Annotated in this window: 13 protein-coding genes; 4 read left to right on the forward strand and 9 right to left on the reverse strand. The window is 56.0% G+C overall.

From position 1 onward, the window contains the following. Positions 1-16: 16 nt before the first annotated feature. From astD to ACX9GT_RS14965, 3 genes are all read right to left on the reverse strand, one after another. The gene (gene astD, locus ACX9GT_RS14955; RefSeq protein ID WP_473187525.1) at positions 17-1,489 is read right to left on the reverse strand and encodes a succinylglutamate-semialdehyde dehydrogenase; all 1,473 of its coding nucleotides are present in this window, start codon (positions 1,487-1,489) and stop codon (positions 17-19) included. Continuing rightward, the gene (gene astA / locus ACX9GT_RS14960) at positions 1,489-2,523 is read right to left on the reverse strand and encodes an arginine N-succinyltransferase (RefSeq protein WP_473187526.1); all 1,035 of its coding nucleotides are present in this window, start codon (positions 2,521-2,523) and stop codon (positions 1,489-1,491) included. The genes astD and astA overlap by 1 nt, the downstream gene beginning before the upstream one ends. A gap of 79 nt (positions 2,524-2,602) precedes the next feature. Further along, a complete protein-coding gene (locus tag ACX9GT_RS14965; protein ID WP_473187527.1) occupies positions 2,603-3,817 on the reverse strand; it encodes a bifunctional succinylornithine transaminase/acetylornithine transaminase in 1,215 nt (404 codons plus the stop codon). Between the two features lie 653 nt (positions 3,818-4,470). On the opposite strand from ACX9GT_RS14965, the gene ACX9GT_RS14970 reads away from it, so the two are divergent. Next, positions 4,471-5,445: an alpha/beta hydrolase gene (locus ACX9GT_RS14970; protein ID WP_473187528.1), complete on the forward strand. Its 975-nt coding sequence runs from the start codon at positions 4,471-4,473 to the stop codon at positions 5,443-5,445. On the opposite strand, the gene ACX9GT_RS14975 is transcribed toward ACX9GT_RS14970, so the two are convergent. Beyond that, complete coding sequence (locus tag ACX9GT_RS14975; RefSeq protein ID WP_473187529.1) at positions 5,433-6,857, reverse strand: aminotransferase-like domain-containing protein; 1,425 nt, start codon at positions 6,855-6,857, stop codon at positions 5,433-5,435. The genes ACX9GT_RS14970 and ACX9GT_RS14975 overlap by 13 nt on opposite strands. Before the next feature lie 145 nt (positions 6,858-7,002). Here ACX9GT_RS14975 and ACX9GT_RS14980 point away from each other — a divergent pair, with 145 nt between their 5' ends. Genes ACX9GT_RS14980 through ACX9GT_RS14990 form a run of 3 tightly spaced genes read left to right on the forward strand, consistent with a single transcriptional unit; the run spans position 7,003 to position 9,571 of the window. Next, entirely contained in the window at positions 7,003-8,403 is a 1,401-nt protein-coding gene (locus tag ACX9GT_RS14980) for a cytochrome ubiquinol oxidase subunit I (protein WP_473187530.1), read from the forward strand. Between the two features lie 2 nt (positions 8,404-8,405). Continuing rightward, positions 8,406-9,413, forward strand: a complete 1,008-nt coding sequence (gene cydB / locus ACX9GT_RS14985) for a cytochrome d ubiquinol oxidase subunit II (RefSeq protein WP_473187531.1) — start codon at positions 8,406-8,408, stop codon at positions 9,411-9,413. A 14-nt stretch (positions 9,414-9,427) separates the two neighbouring features. Then, positions 9,428-9,571, forward strand: a complete 144-nt coding sequence (locus ACX9GT_RS14990; RefSeq protein WP_459402767.1) for a DUF2474 domain-containing protein — start codon at positions 9,428-9,430, stop codon at positions 9,569-9,571. 22 nt (positions 9,572-9,593) lie between these two features. Here the strand turns inward: ACX9GT_RS14990 and ACX9GT_RS14995 are convergent, their stop codons facing one another. The 5 genes from ACX9GT_RS14995 to ACX9GT_RS15015 all read right to left on the reverse strand — a co-directional run bounded on the left by ACX9GT_RS14995 (position 9,594) and on the right by ACX9GT_RS15015 (position 14,917). After that, on the reverse strand, positions 9,594-10,619 hold the full coding sequence (locus ACX9GT_RS14995; protein ID WP_473187532.1) for an NAD-dependent epimerase/dehydratase family protein: 1,026 nt from the start codon (positions 10,617-10,619) through the stop codon (positions 9,594-9,596). Next, the gene (locus ACX9GT_RS15000; RefSeq protein ID WP_473187533.1) at positions 10,616-10,894 is read right to left on the reverse strand and encodes a hypothetical protein; all 279 of its coding nucleotides are present in this window, start codon (positions 10,892-10,894) and stop codon (positions 10,616-10,618) included. Before ACX9GT_RS15000 ends, ACX9GT_RS14995 begins: the two co-directional genes overlap by 4 nt. Before the next feature lie 332 nt (positions 10,895-11,226). Further along, entirely contained in the window at positions 11,227-13,098 is a 1,872-nt protein-coding gene (locus ACX9GT_RS15005) for a carbohydrate binding domain-containing protein (RefSeq protein WP_473191601.1), read from the reverse strand. A gap of 5 nt (positions 13,099-13,103) precedes the next feature. Then, positions 13,104-13,847, reverse strand: coding sequence for a glycosyltransferase family 2 protein (locus ACX9GT_RS15010; protein ID WP_473187534.1), 744 nt, complete (start codon positions 13,845-13,847; stop codon positions 13,104-13,106). A gap of 14 nt (positions 13,848-13,861) precedes the next feature. Next, entirely contained in the window at positions 13,862-14,917 is a 1,056-nt protein-coding gene (locus ACX9GT_RS15015; protein WP_473187535.1) for a glycosyltransferase family 4 protein, read from the reverse strand.

The raw sequence follows: 14,917 nt of genomic DNA on the forward strand, positions 1-14,917 counted from the left end.
TTCTCTCCTCTGGGCATCAGCTAAACGACAAACCGGGTGACAGACTGGTTGGCAGCGTCAGGCTGGAACTTTCCAGCGAAGCCATCGGCCAGGCGCAGTAATCCGCCGCATAGAACGCACTCGGGCGATGGTTGCCCGAAGCCCCGACGCCGCCAAACGGAGCGGCACTGGAGGCACCGGTCAACGGCTTGTTCCAGTTGACAATGCCAGCACGCGCCTCCAGCAGCAATTGCTCGAACTGCTCACGCTGCGGTGACACCAGCCCAACAGACAGTCCGTAGCGGGTGTCGTTAGCAATGCGCAATGCGTCGTCAAAGCTGTCGTAACGGATGAGGGTGGTCAGCGGGCCGAAATACTCTTCGTCTGGCACATTGGCAACGCCCGTAACGTCAATAATTCCAGGGCTGAGCAAGGCGCTGCCGCTTGCCAACTGGCGCAAAGTCAGCAAGGCTTTCCCCCCTAACGCTAGCAGTTGCTGCTGTGCCGCCAGCATTTTTTCGGCCGCGGCAACAGAGATCACCCCGCCCATAAACGGCTGCGGTTCAGCATCCCAACGGCCAATGCGTAACGCGCCAGCCACCTCAACCAAGCGTTCGATAAAGGCATCGCCTTCCGGCCCGCGTTTGACCAAAATACGGCGCGAGCAGGTGCAGCGTTGCCCGGCAGAGATAAACGCCGATTGGATCGCCAGGTTCACCACCGCATCACGGTCTTCAATCTGTTCGACGATCAGCGCGTTATTACCGCCCATCTCCAACGCCAGGATCTTTTCCGGCTGCCCGGCAAGCTGACGATGCAGGTGATAGCCGGTATTGGCACTGCCGGTGAACAGTAGCCCGTCGATATTCGCACTGGCGGCCAGCGCTTCACCGGTTTCTCGCCCGCCCTGCACCAGATTGATCACCCCATCCGGCAAACCGGCCTGCAACCAGAGTTTCAGCGTCACCTCGGCCGTCAACGGCGTCAGCTCACTCGGTTTGAACACTAAGGTATTGCCCGCCAACAAGGCTGGGACGATATGGCCATTCGGCAGATGGCCGGGGAAGTTATACGGCCCAAACACCGCCAGCACCCCATGCGGGCGATGGCGCAGCACCGAAGCACCGTCGGCCATGGCCGTTTCGGTTATGCCGGTGCGCGTCTGATAGGCTTGCAGGGATATCCCCACTTTGCCGATCATCGCCTGCACTTCGGTCAGGGTTTCCCAGCGCGGCTTACTGGTTTCACGGCTGATCGCTTCCGCCAAATCCTGCTTATGCTCTTCCAGCAGCGCCACAAAGCGTTTGACCAACTGCTCACGCTCGGCAAACGGCGTGCGAGCCCAGGCTGAAAACGCACCGCGCGCCGCCTCACAGGCAGCGGCTACGTCGGCCGCATCCGCCGCATTAGCCTGCCACAGCGGTTGGTTATCCACCGGATCGGTTTTATTGAATTCAGCGCCACGGCCTTCACGCCAAGTTCCGTTAATCAACAATGCTGGGTGTGACATTACGCGTTCTCCTGTGCAATAAGCGTGATTACCCGCACCTGGCTGCCTTGTTCAACGCCAAGCGCCGCTGCGGTTTCGGCATTGATGCGCAGACGATCGTCATGCAGATCGGCATGCACCAGCAGTGCGCGGTAATGGGGATAGTTGTCGTTAGCCACCAGATACACCGGGGCATCGCTGTTGATTGGCGCATCGTCCAGTACCACTTTCACCAGTTTGCTGCGCTTCACCGCGCGGATCTCGTCGATCTCTGCCTCCAACGTCGGGCCACCGTCGAAGATATCCACATAGCCCTGATAACGCAGCCCTTCGGCCTCCAGCAACCGGCGCGCCGGAGCGGTTTGCGGGTGGACTTCGCCGATCACCCTCTGGGCATCTTCCGCCAGGAAATCGACATACAGCGGATGTTTTGGCATCAGTTCGGCGATAAAGGCTTTCTGCCCGGTGCCGCTCAGGTAATCTGCCTTGGCAAACTCAATGGAAAAGAAGTGGCGGCCCACGCTTTCCCAGAACGGTGAACGGCCGTTCTCGTCGGAAAAACCGCGCATCTCGGCAATCACTTTGCGCGAGAAATGCTCACGGAACGCTGCCATAAACAGGAAACGCACTTTAGACAGCAGCTTGCCGTTCTCGCCGTGACGATAGTCAGGATCGAGGAACAGCGTACACAGTTCCGAATGGCCGGTATGGTCATTACTCAGAAACAGCGTCGGCACCGATTTGTACACGTTAAGCTGTTTTGACGCATGCACCTGCGTACCCACGCGGAAACTGTACCAGGGCTCGGATAACCCCACCGCCACCTCGATGGCGCTGACGCCAACCACCTGCTGGCGCTCGGTATCTTCCAGGGCAAACAGGTAACATTGTTCACTTTTCGGCAGTTCGCCTTGCCAGGTTTTTAACGCCCGCTCAATACGTGCCGACAGCGTATCTTCATTCTGCGGCAGAGAAGTCAAACCAATACCGGATTTACCGGCAAGCGTCAGTAAGTCAGCCAGATCGCGACGCGCTATAGGGCGGATAATCATCATGATGCGAACCTCGAAAATCGTCCCCAGGGTTTTTCACGCCAACCAGGGATGGCTGCACCAACTGGGTGCAGCCGCTTTATTAACTGCAAATCCGCGCGACAGCACGCGCGAACCGCGCCAGCCCTTCTGTAACATCCTGTTCCGGGATGATCAGCGAAGGGGTGAAGCGCACCACGTCTGGGCCCGCGATCAGGGCAATCACCCCTTCTTCGTTGGCCAGTTGCGTGATTTGTTTAGCTTTACCCGCATAATCCTTGCTCAGTACACAACCAATCAGCAGACCACCACCGCGAATTTCCGCAAAAATCGGATGCTGTTGATTGATTTTATTCAACCCATCAATAAACCACTGGTGACGCTGTTTCACCCCCTCCAGCACTTCTGGGGTATTAATCAGTGAGAACACCGCACCGGCTACCGCCGTTGCCAGCGGGTTACCGCCATAGGTGGTGCCATGAGTGCCGACGCCCAGCGTTTGCGCCAGTTTGCTGGTGGTGATCATCGCCCCGATCGGGAAACCGCCGCCCAGCGCCTTGGCGGTGGTCAGCACATCCGGCACCACGCCGTATTGCATATAGGCATACAGATGCCCGGTGCGACCCACGCCGGTTTGTACCTCATCAAAAATCAGCAATGCGCCGTGGCGATCGCACAGTTCACGCAGCCCTTGCAGGAACAGCGGATCGGCGGGCAATACGCCGCCCTCGCCCTGGATCGGCTCGACGAGCACCGCACAGGTTTGTGCGTTAATCACTGCCGCCGCCGCAGCCAGATCGTTAAACGGTGAATGAACAATCCCACCGGGCAGCGGCGCAAAATCCTGCGAATACTTCGGCTGACCACCGGCGGAAACGGTAAACAGCGTGCGGCCATGGAAAGCGTTGTTGAACGCCACAATCTGGTTCTTTTCGCTGCCGCTATTATCCAGCGCATACTTGCGTGCCAGTTTCAGTGCGGCTTCGTTGGCTTCCGCCCCGGAATTGCAGAAAAACACTTTCTCAGCAAAGGTGGCGTCGATCAGCTGTTTTGCCAGGCGCAACACCGGTTCGTTGGTATAGCCGTTGCCCAAGTGCCACAGCTTGCCTGCCTGTTCCACCAGCGCTGCCTTGACCTGCGGATGAGCGTGCCCCAGCGCGTTCACGGCAATCCCGCCGGCAAAGTCGATATAAGACTTGCCCTGCTGATCCCAGACGTGTGATCCCTCTCCCCGCACCAGAATAAAATCAGCGGGTGCATACACCGGGATCATCCAGTCGTCGAAAGACTGGCGGGTAACTGCGATTGGCTGTTCCATAGTGACCTCATTAACTTCAGCAAAGGCTGAATTTTGACTGTAAGGGCCGTTCCTGCGCCGGAAGCAATGCAACACCACAAAAAATCGTCTGACTGGCGATATTTCCTGACCGACGATAATTCTTCTTATCAGCGGCCATTCAGATACAAACCTGTTACATAAAATCGATTTTTCGCTATATCTGTCGCATTTAGCCCCCCGGAACGGGGAATAAATGTTAACGAGTAGTTAAAATACATGTCGTTTCATAAAGAGTGTAGAGCAGCTATCGTGCCAGATCGGGTTTTTCAGCACATTTTGAAATTTTTTTCGTTAAAACAAGAGCTTATACTGCATAAATATTCAATATTTATGCATTGGTAATGAATAATGGAAAAAATACGGTGTGAAATCATCGTTGGCTGCGAAATCCTATTCAATCGCAAAATTCTTCTGTTTCTCTGATCGCGCTCGCAAAAAAAATTTGGCCCTCCGGAGGGATTCGCCTGCTTTTGCACCATTGTGGTGCATTAGGCGCACTCCATTGAGGCAATCTGTTCCGCTATCCCGCTCTTACGCGCCCTGACAGATTTTTGCCCGTGCGTTGCCGTACAAAAATAAGGGCATTGGCTACACTTTGATTGCGCCATCTCTCCCACTTTTGAGGCTCCAGCATGCCGAAGAAAATTGTTGATCTCGCCCAACCTGCTGCGGAACACAACACCGCCGTTTTTTTGCAGGCGTTGAATAGCGGTGTGAGCAAACCCATGGAGCAAATGAAGCCGAAAGAGGCGCGTAAGGTGCTGGAAGCCGTGCAACGCAGCGTCGAGGTGCCGCTGCGTGACGTTGAAATTGAAGAGAAAACTATCCGCGTGGCGGGCAAGGAACTTCTGCTGCACATCGTGCGCCCGCCCAGAGTGAAAGGGAAATTACCGGCGTTTATGTTCTTCCACGGCGGTGGCTGGGTGCTGGGCGACTTCCTCACCCATGAACGGCTGGTGCGCGATCTGGTTTACAGCTCCGGGGCGGTTGCCGTGTTCGTTAATTACACACCGTCACCGGAAGCTCACTATCCCACAGCCATTCATCAGGCCTATGCCGCCACCGAGTGGGTGGCGGAATTTGGCGAGAAAATCAACGTCGACGGTACGCGCCTGGCGGTGGTCGGCAACAGCGTGGGCGGCAATATGGCGGCGGTGGTCAGCCTGCTGGCAAAAGAGCACGCCACGCCAGCGCTGCGTTGCCAGATCCTGCTGTGGCCGGTTACCCAGGCCAGTTTTGATAGCGGATCATATCATCAGTTCGCCGAAGGCCATTTCCTGACGCGCAATATGATGAAAGGGTTCTGGGACCATTACGCCCCTGATAAAACTTTGCGCAAAGAGATCTACGCCTCACCGCTCAATGCCACGCTGGAACAGTTGAAAGGCCTGCCGCCTGCCCTGATCCAAACCGCAGAGCTGGACGTGCTGCGTGACGAAGGCGAAGCCTATGCCCGCCTGCTGAATGCTGCGGGCGTTGAAGTCACGGCCACCCGCTACAACGGTTTGATCCACGATTACGGCTTGCTGAACCCGCTGGCCCACGTCCCGGCGGTGCATTCCGCCCTCCATCAGGCCGGACGCGCGTTGAAACACTATTTGACCTGAACCGGCTCCAGCTCACGAATCAGTCTGGCTAGCTTCTTGATCGCCATTTCAAACTTATCGCACCATTCGAAAGAGGCATTAAGACGGAAGCAGTGGTTGAAATGGTTGCCAGTGGTAAACATCCGCCCTGGGGCAATACTGACCCCTTCAACCAATGCACGTTGATACAGCACCATGGCCGATAGCGCCGGATCCAACTCCAGCCAGAGAAAATAGCCACCGTCCGGCTGGCTGACCTTAACCGTGGCTGGAAAGTGATGGGCGATCGCCTGACGCATCGCACTCTGGCGCTGAGCCAGCAAACGGCGCAGGCGACGCAAGTGGGTATCGTAACCGCCGTGCAGCAGGTAGTCGGCAATCGCCATCTGGGTCGGTACGCTGGTGGACACCGTACTCATCAGTTGCAAACGCTGGATCTGCTGCGCATAACGCCCCGCCGCCACCCAACCCACGCGAAAGCCCGGAGCCAGACATTTAGAAAACGACGAGCAGTGCAGGATCTGCCCGCCGCTGTCCAACGCCTTGGCGGGTAGCGGTTGTTCGGCGCTGAAATACAGCTCACCGTACACATCATCTTCAATCAATGAGATCTGGTGCTCGCGCAGCAACGTCACCAGCCGCTGTTTGTTCTCTTGCGGCAGGGTGGCACCTTGCGGATTCTGAAAGTGGGTCATCAGCCAGCAGGCCTTGATCGGGTACTGTTCCACCGCTTGCTGCAACGCATCCAGATCGATGCCATATTGCGGATGGGTAGCAATCGCCACCGCTTTCAACCGCAGCCGCTCCAGCGCCTGCAACGCGCCGTAAAATGCCGGGGATTCGATGGCTACATAGTCGCCCGGTTGCGTCACCGCCTGTAGGCTGAGGCTCAATGATTCCATGGCACCGGCAGTGATCACGATCTCATCCGGTGCCACCTGCATCCCGCTCAGTGCATAACGCTGGGCAATATGGCGGCGCAAGGCATCGTTGCCGGGCGGCAGGTTGGCCAATGAGCTATGCGGGGTGAATTTACGCGCGACGTTGCTCAACGCCCGCGCCAGCTTCGGCTGCATAAACAGCGTGGCATCAGGAAAGGCGGAGCCAAAGGGCACAATGTCCGGATCTTTGCACGCCTGCAACACCTCGAAGATAAAGGTGTTGATATCGACCTGCTCGCTCAGCAGCAGTTTCTCACCGCTTACCGGCTGCGGCAGTGGCTGCGGGCGAGCCGCAACGTAATAGCCAGACTGCGGGCGGGCGACAATCCAACCCTGGCTTTCTAACAGTTGGTAAGACTGCACCACCGTCATCAGGCTCAATCCCGCGCGTTTACCGCTTTCACGCAGCGAAGGCAGTTTGTCGCCTGCACGCCACACCCGATTCTGAATTTGCTCACGGATCTGCTGAGCAAGCTGTTCGTATCTGGTCATTCCAGCCCAACTGTTATAGGTAAAAGCAAAATAACTGTCACTATTATAGTCACTGTACTCTGTGCTCTACTGAATACCAAGCGTTGGTTTGGAAAATTACAGCTATACTGAAGAGGTCAATTTATGTACAAATGTAGGAGGCGTCATGTTTGGTCTTGACGCATTGGAGTTAGCACGCATTCAGTTCGCCTTCACCGTATCCTTTCATATCATTTTCCCTGCCATCACTATCGGCTTGGCCAGTTATCTGGTGGTGCTGGAAGGGTTATGGTTAAAGAGCGGTAACCGTACCTATCGCGATCTCTATCATTTCTGGTCAAAAATTTTTGCCGTTAACTTCGGTATGGGAGTGGTGTCCGGCCTGGTGATGGCCTATCAATTCGGCACCAACTGGAGTTTTTTCTCCGAGTTTGCTGGCAGTATTACCGGCCCGTTACTGACCTATGAAGTGCTGACCGCCTTCTTCCTTGAAGCCGGTTTTCTGGGAGTGATGCTATTTGGCTGGAACCGCGTCGGCCCAGGGTTGCACTTCTTCGCCACCTGTATGGTGGCACTTGGCACGCTGATCTCCACCTTCTGGATCCTGGCTTCCAACAGTTGGATGCATACCCCTCAAGGGCACGAGATCGTCAACGGCGTGGTCATCCCGGTCGACTGGCTGAGAGTGATCTTCAACCCGTCGTTCCCTTACCGCCTGTTGCATATGACCACCGCTGCGTTCCTGTCTTCGGCCTTTTTTGTCGGCGCTTCCGCTGCCTGGCACCTGTTGCGCGGGCGTGATACCCCGGCCATGCGCACAATGCTGTCAATGGCCATGTGGATGGCGCTGATCGTGGCTCCAATTCAGGCGGTTATCGGTGATGCACACGGCTTGAATACGCTGAAGTATCAACCGGCGAAGATTGCGGCAATGGAAGGCCACTGGGAAAACCACCCAGGAGAAGCCACGCCGTTGATCCTGTTCGGCTGGCCGGATATGCAGCGGGAAGAAACCCGTTTCAAACTGGCGATCCCCTATCTTGGCAGCCTGATCCTGACTCATAGCCTGACCGAACAGGTGCCTGCGCTGAAATCCTTCCCGCCGGAAGATCGCCCTAACGCCACCGTGGTGTTCTGGACGTTCCGCATTATGGTAGCGCTGGGTATGCTGATGATCCTGGCCGGTTTCTGGAGCCTGTGGCTGCGCTGGCGCGGCAAGCTCTATCACTCCAGGCCGTTCCTGCATTTCATTTTATGGATGGGGCCATCTGGCATACTCGCCCTGCTGGCGGGCTGGTTTACCACGGAAATCGGCCGACAGCCCTGGGTGATTTACGGGCTACTGCGCACCAAAGACGCCGTATCTGCCCACGGTGAATTGCAGATGAGCATCAGCCTGCTGGCCTTTATCGTCGTTTACAGCTCGGTGTTTGGCGTGGGTTACTCCTACATGATGCGTCTGATCCGCAAAGGCCCGCAGGAGCATGAAGGTGACGAATCCAACAGCGGTGGCACACCGTCCCGTCCGCTTTCAGCGGTGAAAGAAACCTTGGACGACAGGAGCTAAACATGAATATCGATCTTCCGCTGATCTGGTTTGTGATCATCGTGTTCAGCACCATGATGTACGTGGTGATGGACGGCTTCGATTTAGGCATCGGCATTCTGTTCCCCTGGGTGAAAAACAGCCGCGATCGCGATGTGATGATGAACACCGTGGCCCCGGTCTGGGACGGCAATGAAACCTGGCTGGTGCTCGGTGGCGCAGCGCTGTTTGGTGCTTTCCCATTGGCCTACGCGGTGATCCTCGAAGCCTTGGCCATTCCGCTCACGCTGATGCTGTTTGGCCTGATTTTCCGTGGCGTCGCCTTCGAGTTCCGCTTCAAGGCCAAAGAAGAAAAGCGCCATATCTGGGATAAGGCATTTATCTGGGGCTCGATTTTCGCCACCTTCAGCCAAGGGGTGGTCGTGGGGGCAATCCTTAACGGTTTCCCGGTAGCAGGCCGTGCCTATGTGGGCGGTGCGCTCGACTGGCTGACGCCGTTTGCGCTGTTCTGCGGGTTAGGGCTGGTGGTGACCTATGCTCTGCTGGGTTGCACCTGGCTGGTGATGAAAACCGCGGGCGATCTGCAAGCACGCATGTACCGGCTGGCGACCCCGCTCTTAATCACCCTGCTGCTGGTGCTGCTGGTGGTCAGCCTGTGGACGCCTATCGCGCATCAGGAGATTGCCGCCCGCTGGTTCAGCCTGCCAAACCTGTTCTGGCTGCTGCCGGTGCCGATTCTGGTGCTGCTCAGCGCCTGGGGAATTTGGCATGGCGTACATCAGGGGGCTCATTATTCACCGTTCCTGCTGACGCTGCTGCTGGTGTTTCTCGGCCTGAGCGGGCTGGGCATCAGCATCTGGCCACTGCTGATACCGCCGTCCATTACCCTGTGGCAAGCCGCCGCACCGCCGCAAAGCCTGGGGTTTATGCTGTTCGGCGCGCTGTTTATTATCCCGATCATTCTGGTTTATACCTTCTGGAGCTACTACGTGTTCCGCGGCAAAGTCAGCCATGAAGATGGGTATCACTAATGATGAAGAAAACGATGGAAGATAAAGCACCGGCGACTCCCTGGTGGCAGCGCCTCGGCTGGCTGGTGATTATCTGGAGCGCCAGCGTGTTGGGGCTGTTTGTGGTCGCCTCGCTATTTCGCCTGCTGATGGGCATGGCGGGGATGAAATCGCATTAAGCCTGGCGGCTCTGCGGAGCCGCTACTTCCGCCCCAGCGTTGCCAGAATCCCCTGCTGCTTCAGCCACTGCCCGGTCAGCTCAATCCCCTGCTCCATGCTATAGAGCGGCCGATAACCCAGTTCTTCGATCGCCCTGGTGTTATCCAGCGTCATATCAAAATAGGTCGCCGCCACGCTGTAGCGCGTCAACGCAGGCTCTTGGTCGGTGATAAACGCCAACATTTCCATCCCACATGCCAAGGACAGCAGCAGTGGATAAGGCACCGCCTGCAAGCGATATTGCCAGCCGAGTTGTTTTATAAGCAATTGCTCCAGCACTTCTGCCAACGGCTGCGGCTGCTGATTGGTGATGTTGTAAATGCTGCCAGAGGTCAAATGCTCCTTGCGGCTAGCCAGATCCAGGGCATGCACCACGTTGAGCACAAAGGTCAGATCCAGACAGACCTTGCCACCACCCGGCAGGTACAGCGCCCCTTTACTACGCCGCAGTTGGGCCAGTATTCGGGGCACGTTCACCCGATCGTGCGGCCCAAACAGGCCGCGTGGCCGCAAGATAAGGTAGGTGGTTTGCGGATAAAGATGCAGCAGCGCCGCGATACTCTGCTCGGCGGCAAACTTGCTGGCGGCATAATGGTTGACAAAGCTGTCAGCAAACTCACCTTCCGCAATATTGTGGCGATGTTGAAAATCAAAATAGACGGCGGGGGTTGATATATAAATGAAGCGCCGTATCCCGCAGCGCCCGGCCACCTGAGCCAGTTTATCGGTCACATAGGTATTGATCTGATAAAATTCTGCGCTTCTTCCCCAGGAGGAAGATTTGGCCGCACAGTGCCAGACCACATCACAGCCGACCATCAGTTGCTCACACTGTTCCACGCCCGCGCGGGTCAGATCCAGCTCGGTAAACTTCGCGCCCTGCGCCACCAGCAAACGCCCGACAGCCTCATCGCGCCCGGTTGCATGCACCTGATACCCGGCAGCCAGTAGCCACTCAGCCGCGTTGCGCCCCAGCCCGCTGGTTGCCCCAGTCACCAGCACTCTCATGGCAGCAGCACCCTGCCACCCAGAGTCAACCCTGTGGTGGAATCAATCACACTGGCAGGGCTCAACGCCGCTGGCGTGGCAGGCAATCGCTTGCGCGCATGTGCTAAATCATCGCGTGAAGCGATATCAGCAGAATCATGGGCAAAATGATGGCGGGATAATGCATCGTTTAAGGCTGCCACCGCAAACGATGCAACACCATGCGTTGGCGATGCCACTCCTGTAACAATAATGTTGAGCGGAAGTACAATGTGGGGGAGACTTTCAATCGTCATTTTAGTTATTCAGTCTGCTTATCCATAATTCGACTCAACCAATATCAAACGTTATTAATCAACAATAACACGCCAATATTTGCTAAGCCCTTGATTAAAATCAGTATAAAAGAAACGCTAAAAGTGATTTTTACTGATTGATTCCGTTCATTTAACTAATGTGACAAACCACGTTTATTTGGGCGCGCGACAGCGTAAATCAACGGCGAAAAGAGATCCACAGGATCTCGATAAGTTAGTTCTTAACTGATGAGTCAAAACGCCCCGCGGACACCCCACAAACACAGAGTCAATATTATCGCGCCTGATAAAACAACGGTGAGAACCTTACCTCATGGGAAGGTTTTTTCTTGACGATGCAACCATAGCACATTGCTGCCGATCGAGGGTAAATTGACCGTTATCTGTTGATCGCCCTGCCATGCCCAGCCGCTGGGCAGCACAAAACGGGTTGATACGGGTTTATAGTAAGGATTCACCAGCATCAGTAAGCCCCGATCGCCGTGCATAAACAGACGTGCAGCGACCGCGGTATTGTCTCCTGTCAGTAACTGGCTCTGGCCAGACAGCAAATAAGGCATAAATTCGCCGGTCTGCCGCGCAACCACCGCCACATCACGCCAGATGCCATCGAATTCCTGTTGGGAAAACTGGCCGTTCTTTTGTTTATAAAACAGATCGGTATACGAATAGAACAGCAACCCTTGTGCGCCACCGATCAACGCTTGCCAAGCCTGATTGCGGATTTCCTGCTGCGAAGGCTGATGCGCGTTACGGCGGCTATCGTAAGCCGCATGATCCATAATCTGAATCACCACCCATGCCCCTTTCACTCCGCGCGCCGCCTGGGTAGTCAACCTGGCATAATCACCGCTTCGCGTTAGATCAGGATCAACCCCCACCGGATAAGGGTCGGTTGCCAGAATATCGGAACTGTTGAAATAGGCGTTGAGATAACCGGTTTTATTCAGTACCTGAAAGGTGGGATGATGGCGATCCAACTGTTTAATCTGCCGGTTTTTCTGCTCAATCTGCGCGATATATTCCTGCCCTAACTCATCGTTGATGTACCAGGCCAACAGATTAGGCTGCTCCCGCAAGCGCTCGACCAACCACTGGGTCAATGCCGGATAAGACTGGCGTGTCGGCGGCGCAAAGCGCGTGCCGGGGTACAGATCTTTGACAGAGTAGATCACCTGCAAGCCATGCTTATTGGCCTGACGAAAGAAGGCGTAAGGATCTTTACTACTGCCGTAGTTATAGTTCAGCACGGTGTTGAAACCGGCCGCCGCGATGCGCGACAGATGCCGATCCTGCGTCATATTGGCGTAAATGCCCAATGGGAAAAAGCGTTTACCGCCCCGCAGCACAAAGCCCTGCCCATCAATGGCGACTCTCGCTGCCGGTTGCCCAATCTGCAACAACAGATCGCTGCTCTGCTGACTTCGGGTCGCTAGCTCAATCACCTGCTGATGCAAGCGATACTCCCCTTGCGCCATCCCCTCCGGCAGCCCGAACGGCACCCGCTGTTGCTGTTCAATCCAATAATGCTGGCGGGTGGTTTTCACTATCACACCCTGGCGGGTGAGCAAGGTGCTGTCCAGTTGCACCTGTTGCGGCTGGGCCACCTCAATCAACGTGGTCGCCAGCCGCTGATGAGGATCCACCCACTGATAGAGCCTGGGCTGGGCTGGCCGTACACAGGCATAAAGATCGTCGAACCAAGCCATGCCGGTGCTGCCTTTACGCAGGTAAACACCCAGCGTGGTGCGAGCAGCCTGTTCCGGCACGGTATAAACCGCCCCGATCGGTTGCCAGCCGCCATCGCCCGTTACCCCTGGCGGATAGCTGCCTTCAAGAAAGCGCCCTTGCCGATCAAAGCTTTGCAGATAAATACTGGCACCTTGATCTTGGGCAACCCCCTGCACATTACGGCTTTTCACCCAACCGCCGAAATCAATCGTTTGCCCCGGCTGCACATTTAACAACTGGTTGAAAGTGTGATAACGCTCAGGGTTACTATTCTGATAACGCAGGCTGGCACGCCCGCCGTGCGCGTCTGCCACCACCTGCGCACCGGCCAGTTTCCAGCCGGTATTGCCTTGCTCAAAGCCGGGGTTAACCAGCAGATTCGGCGTACAAATCTCAGCCTGCAAAGTCGTTATGGTCAATAACCCAGCTAACAGCACTGCCTTACGTTGCATCATACTTATTGCCTTTTCATCATGGCGTTAAGCAGGTAAGCGAAGAACAGATAGCAGGATTTCTGGTACGACAGCCCCAGATAGTCGCGATAGATTTTCCACTGCCAGTCGGCGGCCTTCACTTTGTTACCGGATAACGACTGGGCCGACAGGCGATAAAACGCCAAAGGCTCCGGTACACAGTAAGCCAGTTGGTTGCGCGCATTTTGCAGGATCGCCAACCACATGGCGTAATCCTCATGGCCGATACTTTTCTGATACACCTTGCCGATCCGCCGTTGGTTGTAGATGCCAGTCAGGTTGCCAATCCAGTTGCTTTTCAGCAGGTCCTGATAGCCGATAATCTCCTCAGAACCCCGGTAGTTTTTCACCCGTTCAGGATCATCTTCGAAGGTATAGTAATGGGAGCACACCACGTCGTAGCGGCCGGATCGCAAGATCCCCACCTGCCGCGCCAGTTTATCTGCACGCCAGACATCATCGCTGTCGCAAAAAGCCAGATAGTCGCCGCGTGCGGCCTCAATTCCGATGTTGCGCGTTGCGGCCACGCCCTGATTGCGCGCATTGCGGATATAGCTCAGGCGCGGGTGAATGTAGGGCCGTACGATGTCTGCCGTCCGATCGGTGGAGGCATCATCAATTACATACAGGTGATAATCGGTAAAGCTCTGATTCAGCACGCCGAGGATCGACTGCTCAATGGATGCCGCGGCATTGTAGGCGGGCATAATGACCGACACTTTTTCCATGTGTTATCTGTTCCTTACGCAATAAGCTGCTGCCATTGGGGATAAATACGTTCGGGCGTAAAGCGCCCGGCTTTGATCAGCGATGCCTGTGAGCAACGCTGGCGTAACGCGGGATCGGCAATCAGCGCCAGCGTTTTGGCGCAAAATTGGGCCTGATCGCCATCGGCAATCAGATAACCGTTAAGTTCGTCATCTATCAGTTCCGCCGGGCCGGTCTGGCAGTTATAAGCCACCAGCGGCAGGCCGAAGCTCATCGCTTCAATCAGCACCATCGGCAACCCTTCATAGCGCGAGGTCATCAGATACAACCCTGCACGCCGGTACCAGGCGGCTATATCAGCGGTGGCCGGCAGCAGTTGCACCGACTTCTGTAATTCAGCCCGTTCGATTTGCCGTTGTAATGCGCCACGCTCGGGGCCGTCGCCGATGATCACCAACCGCCATTCAGGGGCCTGCCGGGCGATCTGCTGCCAGGCGGTAATCAACCGGTCAAACCCCTTCTGATGGCTTAACCGCCCGATCGCCAGTGCCAGAGGTTGCTGTTGCTCGGCCCGTGGAGATTGCACGGGGAAAGGCGATACGTTTTCGATCACCAGACACTTGCGCTGTGGCACCCAGCGGGCAATGGCATCGCGATCCTGCCGAGTAAGGAAAATCACTCGATCGCTGAACCGATATACCGCCAGCTTGAGCCACTTCATCAGACGCGGATATTGGTGAAAACTGACGTGTTCACTGAGCAGCAAGCGGCTGTTAGGGCATAACAGACGTAAATAAGGTGCAATAATCACCGAAAGACGCCCCATCGACACCGGGATGATGGCGTGGAATCCCCCCCGGCGCAGGGCCAAAGCCAAGTGCCAGGGCCAACCGCCACGGCGGCCCGGCATAAAGCGCAGCGTAACGGCGGTGTCGAGTGGGAAAAATGCGCGATCGCCGCTAATAGAAAACAGCGTGACCGCATAGCCAGGTAATCGTGCCAACGCATTCGCCAAGCCGCTGGCGACACGCTCGGTGCCCCCTTTACCGCCGATATTTTCAATCACTATCGCCACCTTACGTTGCTGCAT

The organism is Serratia sp. YWN4, from assembly GCF_055790845.1.